The sequence below is a fragment of the Cobetia sp. L2A1 genome, assembly GCF_009796845.1.
In the GTDB taxonomy this organism is placed as follows: Bacteria; Pseudomonadota; Gammaproteobacteria; order Pseudomonadales; family Halomonadaceae; genus Cobetia.
Map to the genome: position 1 here is coordinate 1,181,039 of NZ_CP047025.1, position 14,783 is coordinate 1,195,821.

Annotated in this window: 12 protein-coding genes and 1 tRNA gene; 9 read left to right on the forward strand and 4 right to left on the reverse strand. The window is 56.2% G+C overall.

Annotation, left to right across the window (positions count from 1 at the left end; all coding sequences use genetic code 11):
- Positions 1-18 precede the first annotated feature (18 nt).
- A complete protein-coding gene (locus tag GQR90_RS05105; protein WP_158773173.1) occupies positions 19-1,008 on the reverse strand; it encodes a LysR family transcriptional regulator in 990 nt (329 codons plus the stop codon).
- 266 nt (positions 1,009-1,274) lie between these two features.
- Between GQR90_RS05105 and trpB the strand changes: the two genes are divergently transcribed.
- Positions 1,275-2,516: a tryptophan synthase subunit beta gene (trpB, locus tag GQR90_RS05110; RefSeq protein ID WP_158773174.1), complete on the forward strand. Its 1,242-nt coding sequence runs from the start codon at positions 1,275-1,277 to the stop codon at positions 2,514-2,516.
- 81 nt (positions 2,517-2,597) lie between these two features.
- Positions 2,598-3,446 carry a tryptophan synthase subunit alpha gene (trpA, locus tag GQR90_RS05115; RefSeq protein ID WP_158773175.1) on the forward strand — a complete coding sequence of 283 codons (849 nt, stop codon included), beginning with the start codon at positions 2,598-2,600 and terminating at the stop codon, positions 3,444-3,446.
- A gap of 158 nt (positions 3,447-3,604) precedes the next feature.
- Here the strand turns inward: trpA and GQR90_RS05120 are convergent, their stop codons facing one another.
- Positions 3,605-4,636, reverse strand: coding sequence for an alpha/beta fold hydrolase (locus GQR90_RS05120; RefSeq protein ID WP_158773176.1), 1,032 nt, complete (start codon positions 4,634-4,636; stop codon positions 3,605-3,607).
- 354 nt (positions 4,637-4,990) lie between these two features.
- On the opposite strand from GQR90_RS05120, the gene GQR90_RS05125 reads away from it, so the two are divergent.
- Complete coding sequence (locus GQR90_RS05125; RefSeq protein WP_158773177.1) at positions 4,991-7,342, forward strand: sensor domain-containing protein; 2,352 nt, start codon at positions 4,991-4,993, stop codon at positions 7,340-7,342.
- Positions 7,343-7,409: 67 nt separating this feature from the next.
- Positions 7,410-7,486, forward strand: a tRNA-Arg gene (locus tag GQR90_RS05130).
- Between the two features lie 486 nt (positions 7,487-7,972).
- Here the strand turns inward: GQR90_RS05130 and GQR90_RS05135 are convergent.
- Positions 7,973-9,124 (reverse strand): glycosyltransferase, encoded by a 1,152-nt coding sequence (locus GQR90_RS05135; RefSeq protein ID WP_158773178.1) that lies wholly within the window; start codon positions 9,122-9,124, stop codon positions 7,973-7,975.
- A 688-nt stretch (positions 9,125-9,812) separates the two neighbouring features.
- Between GQR90_RS05135 and GQR90_RS05140 the strand changes: the two genes are divergently transcribed.
- Both GQR90_RS05140 and GQR90_RS05145 read left to right on the forward strand, forming a co-directional pair.
- A complete protein-coding gene (locus GQR90_RS05140; RefSeq protein ID WP_158773179.1) occupies positions 9,813-10,655 on the forward strand; it encodes a methyltransferase domain-containing protein in 843 nt (280 codons plus the stop codon).
- A gap of 80 nt (positions 10,656-10,735) precedes the next feature.
- The gene (locus tag GQR90_RS05145) at positions 10,736-11,791 is read left to right on the forward strand and encodes a methyltransferase (protein ID WP_158773180.1); all 1,056 of its coding nucleotides are present in this window, start codon (positions 10,736-10,738) and stop codon (positions 11,789-11,791) included.
- Between the two features lie 27 nt (positions 11,792-11,818).
- Here GQR90_RS05145 and GQR90_RS05150 read toward each other — a convergent pair whose 3' ends face one another.
- Positions 11,819-12,358, reverse strand: a complete 540-nt coding sequence (locus GQR90_RS05150; RefSeq protein ID WP_158773181.1) for a GreA/GreB family elongation factor — start codon at positions 12,356-12,358, stop codon at positions 11,819-11,821.
- 153 nt (positions 12,359-12,511) lie between these two features.
- Between GQR90_RS05150 and GQR90_RS05155 the strand changes: the two genes are divergently transcribed.
- The 3 genes from GQR90_RS05155 (at position 12,512) to GQR90_RS05165 (ending at position 14,708) form a co-directional block, all read left to right on the forward strand.
- Entirely contained in the window at positions 12,512-13,195 is a 684-nt protein-coding gene (locus tag GQR90_RS05155) for a tetratricopeptide repeat protein (protein ID WP_158773182.1), read from the forward strand.
- A 163-nt stretch (positions 13,196-13,358) separates the two neighbouring features.
- Positions 13,359-13,997 carry an NUDIX domain-containing protein gene (locus GQR90_RS05160; RefSeq protein WP_158773183.1) on the forward strand — a complete coding sequence of 213 codons (639 nt, stop codon included), beginning with the start codon at positions 13,359-13,361 and terminating at the stop codon, positions 13,995-13,997.
- Between the two features lie 264 nt (positions 13,998-14,261).
- Positions 14,262-14,708, forward strand: a complete 447-nt coding sequence (locus GQR90_RS05165; protein WP_158773184.1) for a DUF1249 domain-containing protein — start codon at positions 14,262-14,264, stop codon at positions 14,706-14,708.
- Positions 14,709-14,783 lie beyond the last annotated feature (75 nt).

Here is a 14,783-nt window from a genome sequence, read left to right on the forward strand (position 1 = left end):
GGAAAGGCTACCGTGGGTCTACTGGCCAGCCTGTGGAGTCGCTGCCAGCGCTTGTGCCAGCCATTCTGCCAACGCATCGGCATACGGATGACGGCCACGAGAACGACCTGCTTCGGGCAGTGTCAGGGTTAGACATGCTTGTGTCTCGACAAACCCCCATGGCGCTATCAGGCGTTTGCTACGCAAGTCTTCCTCCACGAGATAGTCCGGTGCGATGCCCACCCCAAGTCCAGCCAGTGTCGCTTCCAGCAGATAGTTGAGATGCTCAAACCCTTGCGCATAGTGCAATTGGTCACTAGGCAGGGATTGCCGAGCGCACCAGTCTGGCCATGCTTGAGAACGTGAATGGGTATGTAGCAACGGCAGGTCTAGCAGTATCGCGGACGAAGGAGGCTGCGCATCATTGGAAAGCCATGTGGTATCAGGCCGTAGTACAGGACCGATGCGCTCTGTGCCTAGCACTCGTGTCTCTTGATGCTCTGACTCCTGGAAAGGAGGCATCTGAAAGCGCAGTACCCCATCGATACCCGGTCGTAGGGTGTCGGCTTCATCGCTGGCAGTGAGATGCAATTCCAGTTCAGGCAGCGCCTGCTTGAGTGCGCCGAGTCGTGGAATACACCAGCGCGCGAGAAATGATCCGGGGCAACTGAGGACAAAGGGTGCGCGCGCATCGCGACGTGTCAGTTCTGAACAGACCCGTGCCAACCCGCCCAGGTGATGACGAGTTGCCGTTGCCAGTTCATGTCCTGCCTGGGTCAGATGCAAACCACGGCCTGCTCGCTCGAATAACCGCGTACCGAGTGTCTCTTCCAGCTGGCGAACCTGACGACTGACCGCGCCATGGGTGACATGCAGTGCTTCGGCAGCGCGGGAAGCACTTTCAAAGCGGGCGGCGGCATCAAAGGCGCGTAATGCATTGAGTGACGGCAGTGCGGGTAGATTGGCCTCACGGGAGGAAGAAGTGGCTAATGGTGTGCCATCTGAGAGGGGGGGAGTGGTGTGCGCCATCTGTTGTCTCCTTGCGATGGGCTGGCTTGGGCGAGCATCAGAGGTCAGGCAGAGGCCGTTCGGTTCAATCGCTACAGGATGGTATTCCGTAGTCATGACTTTTATATGTGAGAATAACTCACAGATGTGAGCGGATATATCGTTTTTCTTCCTGAGCTTGGGGCGCTAGGATGATCAGCATACCGTCGGCCTCGTTGATAAATCGCTCTGTATTTTGGAGCTAGACGTTAGAGGCCAACCACCGACACGATTTCGAGGAGTTCAACATGAGCCAGTCGACTGCCACAGCCAGCCTTCGCCAAGGCCCCGATGCCAAGGGCTTCTTCGGTGACTTCGGTGGGCGCTTTGTTGCCGAAACTCTGATGCCGTTGATTTTGCACCTGCAGCGTGAATATGAAGCTGCTCAGCAGGATCCAGCCTTTGCCAAGGAGCTGTCAGGTTTATCCGCTGATTACGTTGGCCGCCAGAGCCCACTGTATTTTGCTGAACGCCTGACCGAAAAGCTGGGCGGCGCCAAGGTCTATCTCAAGCGAGAAGATCTGATGCATACCGGCGCTCACAAGATCAACAATGCACTCGGGCAGGTACTGCTGGCGCGTCGCATGGGCAAGCAGCGCATCATCGCTGAAACGGGTGCCGGCATGCATGGCGTAGCGACTGCGACCGTTGCAGCGCGCTTTGGTCTGGACTGTGTGATCTACATGGGCTCTACCGATATTCACCGCCAGCAGCCCAACGTGCAGCGCATGCAGCTGCTGGGTGCCAAGGTAGTCCCGGTGACGGCGGGTGATGGCACCTTGAAGGACGCCATGAATGAGGCGTTGCGCGACTGGGTCACCAATGTAGACGACACCTTCTACATCATCGGCACCGTGGCCGGGCCGCATCCGTACCCGCAGCTGGTACGCGACTTCCAGTCCATCATCGGCAAGGAAGTGCGCACCCAGATTCTCGAGAAGGAAGGGCGCCTGCCAGATTCACTGGTCGCCTGTATCGGTGGTGGCTCCAATGCGATGGGTCTGTTCCACCCCTTCCTTGATGATGAGAGTGTCGAGATCATTGGCGTGGAAGCCGCTGGTGAAGGCCTCGATACGCCACGCCATGCTGCCAGTCTCAAAGGCGGAAAGCCGGGCGTACTGCACGGTAACCGTACCTTCCTGCTGCAGGATGAAGAAGGGCAGATCGGTGATGCTCATTCCATCTCGGCTGGGCTCGACTATCCGGGTATTGGCCCTGAGCACGCCTGGTTGCATGACATCAAGCGTGCTGAGTATGTCGCTGCGACAGATCAGGAGGCATTGGATGCCTTCCAGATGCTATGTCGTCTGGAAGGCATCATTCCGGCCCTGGAGTCTGCTCATGCACTGGCGGAGGTCATCAAGCGTGCTCCGAGATTGCCGAAGGATCATCTGATGGTCGTCAATCTCAGTGGTCGCGGTGACAAGGACATGGCCACCGTCACGCATCACTTGGCTGATGAGCTAGGCCTGAATCCCGATATTGTCTGAGCCGCATTTCTATCGCCTTTTGCCCTTTTATGCTCACGTGCGTCAATGGCGCATGTGAGCCAGGAAGTTCGGAGTCTACCGATGAGCATTTCCGCTACTAATACTGACAAGGCTGCGACCGATAGCCGTCTTGATCGCCGCTTTGCCACTGTACGTGCTGAAAATCGTGCGGCGCTAGTCACATACATCACGGCTGGTGACCCGGGGTATGATGCCAGTCTTGCGACCTTCCTTGGCATGGCAGAAGCTGGTGCTGATGTCATTGAATTGGGTATGCCTTTCACTGATCCGATGGCGGATGGCCTGGCTATTCAGCATGCTACCCAACGAGCGCTGAAGGCTGGTCAGACGATGGACCGCACCCTTGCTATGGTAAGCGAGTTCCGCAAGCAGGATCAGGACACGCCGATTGTGCTGATGGGCTACTACAACCCGATTTATCGTCGCGGTGTGGCACGTTTCCTCGAGCAGGCGAATGAAGCCGGTGTGGACGGTTTGATCGTGGTCGATCTCCCGCCGGAGCACGATGATGAGCTTTGTCTTCCCGCAGCAAAGGCAGGTATCAGCTTCATTCGTCTCGCGACGCCGACGACCAATAGCGAGCGTCTGCCGCGTGTGCTGGCTAACACGTCTGGCTTCCTCTATTACGTATCAAGCAACGGGGTTACTGGCGGTGCAGCTCCCACTGCCGACAAGGTCGAGGCTGAAGTCGGACGTATTCGTGAGCATACCGATATTCCGGTCGCGGTAGGGTTTGGTATTCGTACCGCTGAGCAAGCTGCGCGTATTGGCCGTTTCGCTGACGGTGTGGTGGTGGGGTCTGCCTTGATTGATCTACAAGCGAATGCCGAGACGCCAGAGCAGGGGACCCGCGATGTACATGCGCTGACGCGTGAACTGGCCAAGGCACTGCAGACTGCACGCAAGTGATGTGATCGATTGCTGATCGATGCTCTCCCTTGGCGTAACGGTTACACCTGGATTCATGGAATAGGTGCAGTGATTGACACGACAACGCCCCGACCTCTAGGCGGGGCGTTGTCGTGTCTGGATTTCCTGTATCCGTGGTTGTAGGCTTTTTCTCAGCGTCAGGCAGCGGGCAGTTGTGAATCAAGCCAGTCATGCAGGAGTTCATGCACCTTGGCCTCATTACTCCATTGCAGAATCAGATGGGGGGCGTCGGGAAGATAGTGCACCTCAAGAGTGGGGCGTGAATCCTTGGGCCAGTCATTGACCAGGCGCTCAATGGACACACGAGGGACCGTCGTGTCTCTGCCGCCATGCAGCAGTAAGGTCGGAGGCAGAATCGATGCAGATACATCGCTCGGTGCATCTCCATCTGTGCGGTCCCTGGTTTCGTTCCTTGCCAGCATGCCGACACTGTCACTGGCTCTGTCCGTTAAGCGGATCAGCCCATAGTAGGCATCAAGGCGTACTTCATGAACCACGCGTGTGTCACTCCTCAGTCGCATTGCGGAGGCGGGCAGCAGCTCATTCTCAGGATATTGACGCGGCACGCTGAGTGCCTTGCTCGGCACCACGTGCGCTGCCAGCCATAGGCCAACATTGTAGAGGTAGCGCAGTTGAATGCCGCCTCGCACACCCGGTGCTGCGAGTATCGCTCCACGTACATTAAGCTCAGGATGCTCGGTTAATGTCGTCAGTACTACGGAGCCTCCCATGCTTTCACCCGCCAGTATCAACGGCAATTCAGGATGGCGCTGACGCAGTACCTGGATGGCATCGATCAAATCATTGACCAGTAATTCATCTTCAGGCCATAACCCCTTGTCGCCAGATTCACCAAATCCTCGCTGATCATAGGCATAGCCAACGATTCCCTGTTGCGCAAGCCAGGGCCCTAGTGCCGCATACGCCAGGCGGAAATCCCCATAGCTGTGGAGCCCTAGCAGCATGGCGCGAGGAGGAACGTCGGTCGCGGAGGGCCATGCTTGCCACGCCAACCGTGTACTGTCCCGTGTTATCAGGGCTGTATTGCCTTCTTGTTCCACAAGATGCGGCGTCGTCGTGTTATCGCCATGCGTCAGATAGTGGGGTAGGCAGGCGCTGAGAAGAGGAAGGCAGCAGGTGCCAGCCAGTAGCAGGTGATGGGCTTTCATGTGCCACAGACCTCATGATCAGGTAGGGGAGGACAATTTTGGAAGATGCCCGGAGTGCTTGCGATAGCAAAAGACGTAGAGCGGCGACCCTTTCAGGTGCTCGGGGAACGGGCTTTACGTCGGTCTGCTCCCGAGTTTCAGCGTGGACTAGCAGCCTGACAGCCTCATACTCTGCCATCTTTCAACGCAGTGTGTTGCGGTACTATCACGTCAGGAAAAGTTGATGTCGAGTGTCAGGCATCCAATGTCAGGTATCCATGCTGCAAAGAGGTACGGCGTCCTGATCTCGCGACAATCGCCGATAGTGTAGAGCGAGTCATTGGAAGCACTTGTCGCTTTTCGGGGGAGACAGTATTGAGTCATTCGACATTGACTACCGGCGTCGCCAGCATGATTGCTCCTCCTGTCGGACAAGAGGAGCTGGAGAGCTTGCGACTGGTGGTTCAGCACACGACCAATGGGGTGTGTTGTTATGGTATGGATGGCCGCATTCGATGGGTAAATCCTGCCTTTGAGCTGCTGATGGGTTATACCGCTACTGAGCTGGTGGGTAGAGTGCCCAGTGAGATGTTGATGGGGCCTGAATCAAACCCTCTCGTCATTGCCCGGCTGCGTGAACAGCGCAGTCGCGGTGAGGCCAGCGATGAAGAGTTGGTGCACTACCACGCTAGTGGTCGCTCTCTGCGCCTGCGCTTGCATTGCATTCCGCTGTTGGCGGCAGACGGTACGCCACAGGGGTATCTGGGGTTGCAGACCGACGTCACGCAGACGCATCAGGTGCAAGCGCTCAGCCAGTCGCAGCTAACGCTATTGGAAGCTGTCGCCGCAGGACAGCCCCTTGAACAGACGCTGATGGAGCTGTGTATCGCGATTGAGGGCGCAGCCACGCAGGTTCTTTCTTCGCTACTGCTACTCGATGAGGCGGGGGAATGCATTGCCTCTGGCGTATCGCCCCAATTACCAGAAAGCTTCATGAGTGCGTTGCGTGGTGTGCGTATCGGGGAAGGTGTGGGTACCTGCGGCACGTCCATGTGGCGGCGGGAAAGGGTGTTGACGACGTCACTGGCCACTGACTCCGCGTGGGAAGGGTTTCGGCATCATCCTGCGGCCTTGGGACTTGAGGCATGCCTGTCGATGCCTATCCTCGATAGTGCCGGAAACTCCATGGGCAGCTTTGCCTTTTACAGTGAGTCAGGCGACGCGCTTGATGCGAACCATCAGAGCCTGCTAGAGGTGGCGGTCAATGTCGCGAGTCTTGCTATCGAGCGACATCGGCGTGATAAGCAACTGACTCACCAAGCATTGCACGATGCTCTGACGGGGCTTCCTAATCGACGTTTACTACGCCAGCACCTTGCGATGCTGGCTGATAAAGCATTGGATTGCGGGGAGATTGGCGCTCTGATGTTGCTTGATCTTGACCACTTCAAACGCCTCAATGATGTGCTTGGACATGACGCAGGAGATCGCGCCTTGATCCAGATCGCTTCTCGGCTTGAGCAAATGATAGAGCCGGGTGACATGCTGGCTCGTCATGGGGGTGACGAATTCATTGTGTTACTGGCGCCACGTCCGGGCTCAATGCTTGAAGGGATGACGAGGGCTCGGGAGGTGGGTGAAAATATGCTTCAGCGATTACGTGAGCCGCTTGTATTGGATGGACGTACCCACCAGCTATCCGGTTCGTTGGGAATCAGTCTATATCCGGAAGCAGACGCTGCATCTCGTGCTCAGCCAGTATCGAATGAAGTCGTAGCCGATGAGGATGATGCCTGGGGGCATCTACTGCACGAGGCCGATATCGCACTCTATGAGAGCAAAAGCGCCGGACGTGCTCGTTTATGTTTTTTCTGTCCTGAAATGCGGCATCAGATAATCGCGGCCACCCGCATGGAGCAAGCGTTGCGCCATGCACTGTCACATCAGCGGTTGAGCGTACATTTGCAGCCTCAGTTCATATTGCCTGCTACTGGTGCGCCGTATCTGGTCGCAGCGGAGGCGTTGCTGCGCTGGAACGATCCGGTGTTGGGCAATATCTCGCCTGCCATCTTCATTCCTGTTGCCGAGGAATCCGGGTTGATCGTTGAGCTAGGCCATTGGGTGCTTGAGCAGGTTTGCATGGCATTGGCTGACATGACGGTCAAGGGGCGCACTCTTCCGATGTCTGTGAATGTGAGTCAAGTGCAGTTTCGTAGCGTCGATTTTGTGCCGCGTGTCGCGGGTCTGTTGAAGCGCCACGCTTTCTCACCCGACTTGCTGCGTATCGAACTGACGGAAAGCCTGGAGGATGAGGATGACGTGCTGGAAAAAATCGATCAATTGGCCGCGCTTGGGCTGAGCTTTTCAATCGACGATTTCGGGACAGGGTATTCCAATCTGGCACGTCTGCGGCGTATGCCACTTAGCGAACTCAAGATAGACCGTAGCTTCATCAATGATTTGGTGAATGAAGGCGATGTGTTGGATGCACGCGTGCATTCCGTGGCGGGTAATGTTGTGGTCAGTCATGGCAACGAAATTGTGCGTGCCATGCTGGTCATGGCCCAAGCGCTATCATTGGAAGTCGTGGCAGAAGGAGTCGAGGAAGAGTACCAGCTTGAGGTACTGCGCCAGCTAGGCTGCCAGCGCGTGCAAGGGTTCTTGCTCGGGCGCCCTCAGCCGATGGGGCAACTGATTGAGGCATTCGAAGCGAAGCAGCTTGCCTGAGGAATGATATCAGCACGCAACTCGGGTTTATCTTGTGAGTTCAATGGCTTATAATTCTTGCCGCTTTGCCCTCTTAGCTCAGCTGGATAGAGCGGCCCCCTCCTAAGGGGCAGGTCGCAGGTTCGACTCCTGCAGAGGGCACCAGTCATAGCCCCCCTTGTTGACTCTTGTGATAGTACCTTTCACACGTGAACCTTGTCCGACAATATATGCGTAATTACTTATGTTTTCGCGAAGACGTCATTCATTAATTGTCAGAAAAATATCTGAATATCAAACGTACTTCCTTCATTTTACTGATATCAGCGGTGCAGTTGGCCGGCGTGATGATTGCGGCCTTGGTCAATGATGTGATCTCTGTGGCAGTGTTGCTGATGGGTCGGCGACATGTTCAGGCGTGCAATTCAGGCGCACAGAGGTTCGATCTGCTTGTCATTGATACTGATTTCCAGCGGCATCATGTACATGAACTTGTCAGTGATTGCTCGGTTCATGCAAGGCGAAGGCGGCTGTTCTGAGCTTCCGGATGTGGTCTTGTGCCGGCCTTGTCATCTGATACAAGGCCTGGGCATGCAGGTAGTGCCCGACAGCGGTGGCAATGACGCTGAGTAAAGACACCGAGCAAGGACGTTACGCGTCAGTCGGCAGTGATAGAAAGTCGTCCATGATTCTGGTATCACGGAAGCGCTCGATCAACTCGGGGTCCGAGGCAAGAGAGGGCGGATTGGCGAGTCCTTCGCGTATCTTGGCTGCCAGGCCCTCGATGCTGTCGTCGGAGATCAGGCGTGATTGATCATTGATCAGTACATTGCGTACACCGCCAGGCACATCGGGGGCCACACACGGTGTACCGCAACACATGCTTTCGACGAGCACGATGCCAAAGGCTTCACTGCGAGAGCTGAGCACGAACAGTCGAGCGTGCTTCATCCACGGGTAGGGGTTGAGACGACTACCGATCAGATGCACCCTGTCTTCCACTCCGAGCTCCTTGATGAGGTTCTCGATCATTTCCCGCCTCGGGCCATCGCCGACAATGACGAGGTCTTCCTCTATCTCTGCCGCAAGATACGCCTTGATCAGTACATCCTGACGCTTGACGTCCGAGAGACGGCACACCTGAACCACATAAGGACGTGTTGGCAGCTCGACGGGTTCATCTGCCATGATGGCGATGGCATCCAGATCACAGACGTTGCCAATCGTGGCCAGTCTGCGAGGCGAGATATGATGTTGCGCGAACAGACTCTCGAGCTGACGGCGCACATTATCGGTATTGCAGATCACTTGCTTGTTGGCATATAGGCGGTGGAGAAAGAAGCGTTGCCGCCAGTTGCCCTTGATGACGCCAGGCCATGAGACAGTGACTTGCCAGAGACGCGGATCTTGCAGAGACCATACGGTCTCGAACGCGCCTTGTCCGCGCATGATGATCCGGTCGATAGGACCGTGGCGCGCTTCCAGTTTCTCGATGAAGCGACGTAGGTAGCTCCCACCATACCACCCACGCCAGACGAATCCTGAGCCCTTGATCAAGGGAGTCAGTAGCGTCCGGGTACAGATATCGTAAAGCAGGCCAATACCGGTCTTGCGAAAGGCCTTGTCAAAATCGATTTGATGCAGATGTACGCCAGCGTCGGGCACAAGCTCCAGCTCACCTTTGAGGACGAGCACATGAACCTCGTGCCCCTCGCGATGCAATACGTTGGCAAGATTGACGGTGTTACGCTGAATTCCGCCAATATTGAGCTTGCGAACGACTAACAGGACGCGCTGTTTCATGGCAGATTTCTGTATCAGATAAGTGTCAGGATATAGGCATATTCTACCGCGATACCCAAGGAGAGGGGAACAGCCTTCCTGTCTCTACTGTGTTGTTCCAGTATCGACATATAAGCGGGCGGATACCCCCTCGGCGCTGTGATTTTTGCAGGTCTTCATGGTATTGGACTGATGTGATTCATGAATATATTCCGTATTTATCGATTCTTGTTCATGTCGCTCGATACCTGAGGAGGAAGAGCGTAATAGTCTATTGATAGCAGTGTCTATTGCTCTGGTGACAATGGAAGTAAAGTAGATGGCTGGTATTGAAGCGCCGGCATCTTGACGTGTTGTGAATATCTGCAAGGCACCGGTGATCTATAAAATATAATCGATAAGATGTGCTGGGTGTTTGTCGACATTATAATATTTTATTGTAGCGCTGTTTATTTCATTTCTCTGATGGAAAAACCTTGTGTCAGCGCATGGCTCGCCTGGCTTGCATTCTGTCGATGATGGGGTAGCCTACTCGCGCCTTGTGAGTTGAGAATTTCATCGTGCTCGGTACCTCCATGGGCTCCAACGTCTTGTGATGTATCTCAAGCGGTGAGGCATTGCGCAGTGCGACAAGCTTTCGTGAAGATGCGAGAGGTGTTGTCAGCTCATACATCATTTGATGTCATTTCATACCTAAGAACCCCTCTACATGCCTGACCAATCGCTTCCCTCTTCGCCTCGCGTGCGTCGCGCAACAGCAGACCGTCACTTTGATGGTCTTGCTGACAAGTTCGAACGCGGCTTTTATTCGACCGAGCGTGGGCAGGTTCGTCTTGAACTGACGCGGCGCTTGCTAGAAGAGCGCTTTGCCAATCTGCCCGCCGGTGAAGTACTGGAAATTGGTGCCGGGCTTGGTCAGACCGCGCTCTGGTGGTTGACGCATGGCCATCAACTTACGCTGGTCGAGCCATCAGTTGAGATGCGTGAACGCGCGCAGCAGCGACTGGCCGAGTCTGCTGAACAGGGCATTCTGGCAGAGTCTGATCTGACTCGTCTGGCGTGGTCCAGTGAGGACTTGCAGGGCTTCGCGGCCCGCACTGAGCACCAATGGCCAGTGGTCGTCTGCCATGCCGTGCTGGAGTGGCTGATAGCACCGCAGCAGGGTTTTGCGTTATTGGCAGGTTTGTTGGCGCCAGGGGGTGTCATGTCGCTTAGCGTCTTCAATCGTGATGCCCTCGCATTTTCGAATGTGACCAAGGGCAATTTTGACAAGACGCTGGAGGATCGTTTGGCGGGCTGGGGAACTGGCAAGCGCCTGACACCCATCTCGCCACTGCGTGACACCGAGATTCGCCAGTGGGCCAGCGATGCGGGTCTTGAGGTGCGTGAGCTGACTGGTCTACGAGTTTTCCATGATTATTTGCGCTCTCGTGAGCCACTGAGCAGCACTGACATGGAAAAGCTACTGGAGCTGGAGAGTCGTCACTGGCGTACGCCGCCCTTTGTCTATCTGGGACGTTATCTGCACTACGAGATAGTACGTCCCGCCTGATTTACTGCTGTTTTGGTTGAATATGCCTCATAGTTGCGACCCTATTTTCGATCGCCCCCTATTACCTTGATGGAGCCACCATGACCGCTCAGACCCCCGCTTGCCAGTTGCTTGAACGCCAGGATAGCGACTTCCGTGATTGGCTGTGGGTTGCACCGCCGCGTGATGACTGGTGGCTGGCAGCTGATCGTCAGCGCCGCGTCTGGGGCCACGACACCGGTATTCTCAATGCCGCACGTGATGCCGGGCATCAGGTGAGTCATGCCGTCGCTTTTGACGAAGCGCGCGCGGACGAGGCCATTGCGCAGGCTGCTGGCGCGTTGCTGTTCTGGCCCAAGGCCCATGCGCTAGGTGAGTGGTGGCTGGTAGCGCTGTGTCACGTGTTGCCCGTGGGCACACCGATCAAGGTAGTGGGTGAAGTCAATGGTGGCATCAAGCGCGCCGAGCGTATTCTCAAGGCACTGGGCATGGTGGCGCGCAAGGATGACACTGCGCGTCGTTGTCAGCTGTGGTCTTCCGCGACCAGCGAACTCACCTCCGAGCTGGCGGCAACAGCGGATTCCCCGCTCGTGGTAGAGGGGGAATGGACGGAAGGCTGGGGCGAGTTCGAAGCCTTGGATATGCGGCTTACCAGCCATCCTGGCTTATACGGCAATGCCAAGCTGGACCCGGGCACCGCACTGCTGCTGGGTAGCCTACCGACCCGCGGTTACAAGCGTGCGCTGGATATCGGGGCTGGCGACGGTGTCATTAGTTGTTGGCTGGCCAAGCACGATGCGCGAGTGACAGCTGGCGATGTTAGTGCCTTTGCAGTAGAAGCGACTCAGCGCAGTCTGGGGCTGAATGGCTTTGAGGGAGACGTACGACTCAGCGACGTGTTCTCGGCATTTGAAGGTGAGCGTTTCGAGGCTATCGTTGCCAATCCGCCGTTCCATCACGAGCGTGATATCGACTACGGGCCGGCGGCACGTTTAATCAATCAGGCATCCCGGCATCTGATGCCAGGCGGAACGTTGACACTGGTCGCCAACGCTTTCTTGCCGTATCCGGATATGCTCGCTGCCGCCTTTGACAGCTTCGAAGTACTCGCCGAAACGCGGCAGTTCAAAGTGTATTGCGCGCGCAAGGCACGCTGATAATGCGCTAATGCCGTTGGAGAAGATTCATGATGCCGGTGGCAAATAGCGTATATCGCTAATGAGATAGGTGGCCACACCGCCCGGTGCGGCCACACTCACTTCATCATCCAATCTTTTTCCAAGCAAAGCCTTGGCAAGCGGCGCATCGACACTGATCCAGCGACGGGCATTATCTGTCTCATCAGGCCCGACGATACGAATCTCCATCTCTTCTTCCTGCTCATTCTCCAGCGTGACGAACGCAGCGAAATACACCCTCTCCTGATCGGTCGGTAGACGGTCTACTACCGTTAGCTCGTCGAGGCGTTTTTCCAAGTATGCGATGCGCGCAATGGTCTGATTGAGTTCCTTCTTGTTATAGGTGTAGTCCGCATTCTCGCTGCGATCGCCCATGGCAGCAGCTTCACCAGTCTTGCGTGACAGGTCTGGGCGCTTGACGCGACGCAGGTAGTCGGCAGTCCCTTTCATGCGTGCGTAGCCTTGCGGCGTGATCACGTTGCTCTTCTTTTCCTGGCGCGGGTCAGTTTTTGGATCGCGCCAACGCGTCATGTTGCGTCCCTGCATGAGTCTCTCCTGAGTTTGCGCGGTGGTCTGGCCTGCGTTGAGGCCTGCGACCAAGGAGTATTGGCAACTAATTCAAACGTTCGTTACAGTTTCGACATGCCATGTGCTCGCCATGCAATCCCATTAACAATTACAAATGTCAGGGAGCTGTCCATGCTGTCATCCCATTCCAGTTCACGTCGTGTCACACGCCACCTAAGCCAACTCCTGATGTCCGGTAGCCTCGCCTTGGGCATCACTTTGGCCGGCATGACGGGTGCCTATGCTGCAGAGGGTGACGATGCTGTCTTCCCATTGATGAAGCGCTGGGCCCAGATCAACTATCAGTCTACCGGTGATGCGCAGGAAAAGGGCATGGAGGGGCTGGGCAAGGAAGCCAGAGCGCTGGCGGATCAGTATCCGAGCAATGCTCATGTGTTGACCTGGGAGGGTATCATCCTTGCGTCCTGGGCCAAGGCACGCGGTGGTCTGGGGGCGTTGGATCTCGCCAAGGAAGCCAAGGCCACACTTGAGCAGGCTATCACCCTCGACCCGCGCGGCGACAATGCCTCGGCCTATGTGACTCTTGGTGCGCTCTATGACAAGGCGCCGGGGTGGCCGGTCGGTTTCGGGAATGATGACAAGGCCGGAGACGTCCTGCGCAAGGGGCTTGAAATCAATCCCATGGGAATGGATACCAATTTCTACTATGCGGATTATCTCGCTTCAGAGGGCGAGGATGCCAAGGCGCTTGAGCATGCTCAGAAGGCGCTCAATGGCCCGGCCCGGCCCAATCGCGAGCTGGCCGATCAAGAGCTCAAGAGGGAGATTCAGGCGCTCATCGCACGGCTGAAATAATCGCACGCCCCTCATGAGTGAAGCGCCTATCTGCTGCCCGAACGGACTTTCCGCTCGGGCAGCGTTGTATGGGCCAGCCATCAGGCAGGACACTGTCATCGAGGTACGGGCTGGTCAGCACTGCTATGGGTTAGGATAATGGCGCTTCAGCCAAGGAGGAAGCATGAGCGATAGGCAAGAGCACGTGGCAGGCGAGCAGGTGTTCGCGTATGCGGACGTCGAGAACGTCGAGACCAAGGTACTGCAGAAAGGCTTCTTCCAGCTTGAGCAACGTCGGTTGCGTCACCGGCGCTTCAATGGTGGCTGGAGTGACGTCATCAATCGTGAAGTGCACGTTCGTCATGATGCCGTCGGCGTGTTGCCCTACGACCCTGTGCTTGATCGAGTCGTATTCGTGGAGCAGATTCGTGCCGGTATGCTGGACGATGAGCGGACTCCCTGGAGCCTGGAACCCGTTGCCGGCCTGGTCGACAAGGATGAGAGTGCTGCTGAAGTGGCGCGCCGTGAAGCAGACGAAGAAGCCGGCTGTGAGCTCTCAGAGTTGATCGAGCTGTATCGTTACTATCCCAGTCCCGGCGCGTGCACCGAGCAAGTCACCCTGTTCATCGGTCTGTGTGATAGCAGTGGATTGGGCGGCGTTCATGGGCTTGCGGAAGAGAATGAGGACATTCGGGTTCACGTGCTCGATTTTCAGGCAGCCTTGGATCTCCTCGAACAGGGGCGTCTGGGCAATGCGATGGCCATCATGGCGATGCAGTGGTTGTTGAGAGAACGAGCGTCACTGCGTGTGATGCACGCCTGAGTCACGCCACCTGAGCAGCGTATGGCAATCCCCGCTGACTCACGCTGTGAATCCGATCGTGTCATGAAGAGCTGCTATTCTTGGCTTCATCTCGAGAGCCGCTTTCCAGAGGCGGCTCGGTCACATGGATCGGTATGCAAAGCGTGCGTCGAGACTTGAATCCGAACAGATCGACCTCAAGACAGTGCATTCTTCACTCCATATCTCCCTCTGTCACCGCTGATGGTCGCGGCGGAGGGTAACCAGTTCGCAAGGAGATCGCCCATGCAGGTCAAGAAAGCCTATGTGGCTGACCTTAAAGCACTCCATGCTGAGTGCGGGTCCAACTATTTACGCCTCACACGTATTCTCGGCAAGGTCGAGGCCGGTGACAGCTTTGCTTTCCCGCTGGCCGGCAATCAGGGACACTTCGGCACGTTATTGCTGGAAGTGGTCGAATGTGCGCCCTATACCACCATGGTAACGGTCGCCCAGACAGGCGTGCTGGATCACATCATTGATTCGCCCCGGATGAGTGTGCACCTCTATCACGATGTGCGGATGGCGGAAGTCACTGATTTTCAGCGCCAGCGTCATTTTTCCGGACGTAATCGCTACCCGAATCCACGCATGCATCAGCCCGACGAGAAGCTTCAGATCAATCGCTTTTTGGGTGAGTGGCTGACACATGCACAAGCTTTCGGGCAGGCTGATGTTCCTGAGCTGCCCTGACGCTTGTTGAGTTGTGTTGATTCACTGGCGTGCCAAATCTCCTTGTAATGACAACACCGCGACGGCTCGGCCATG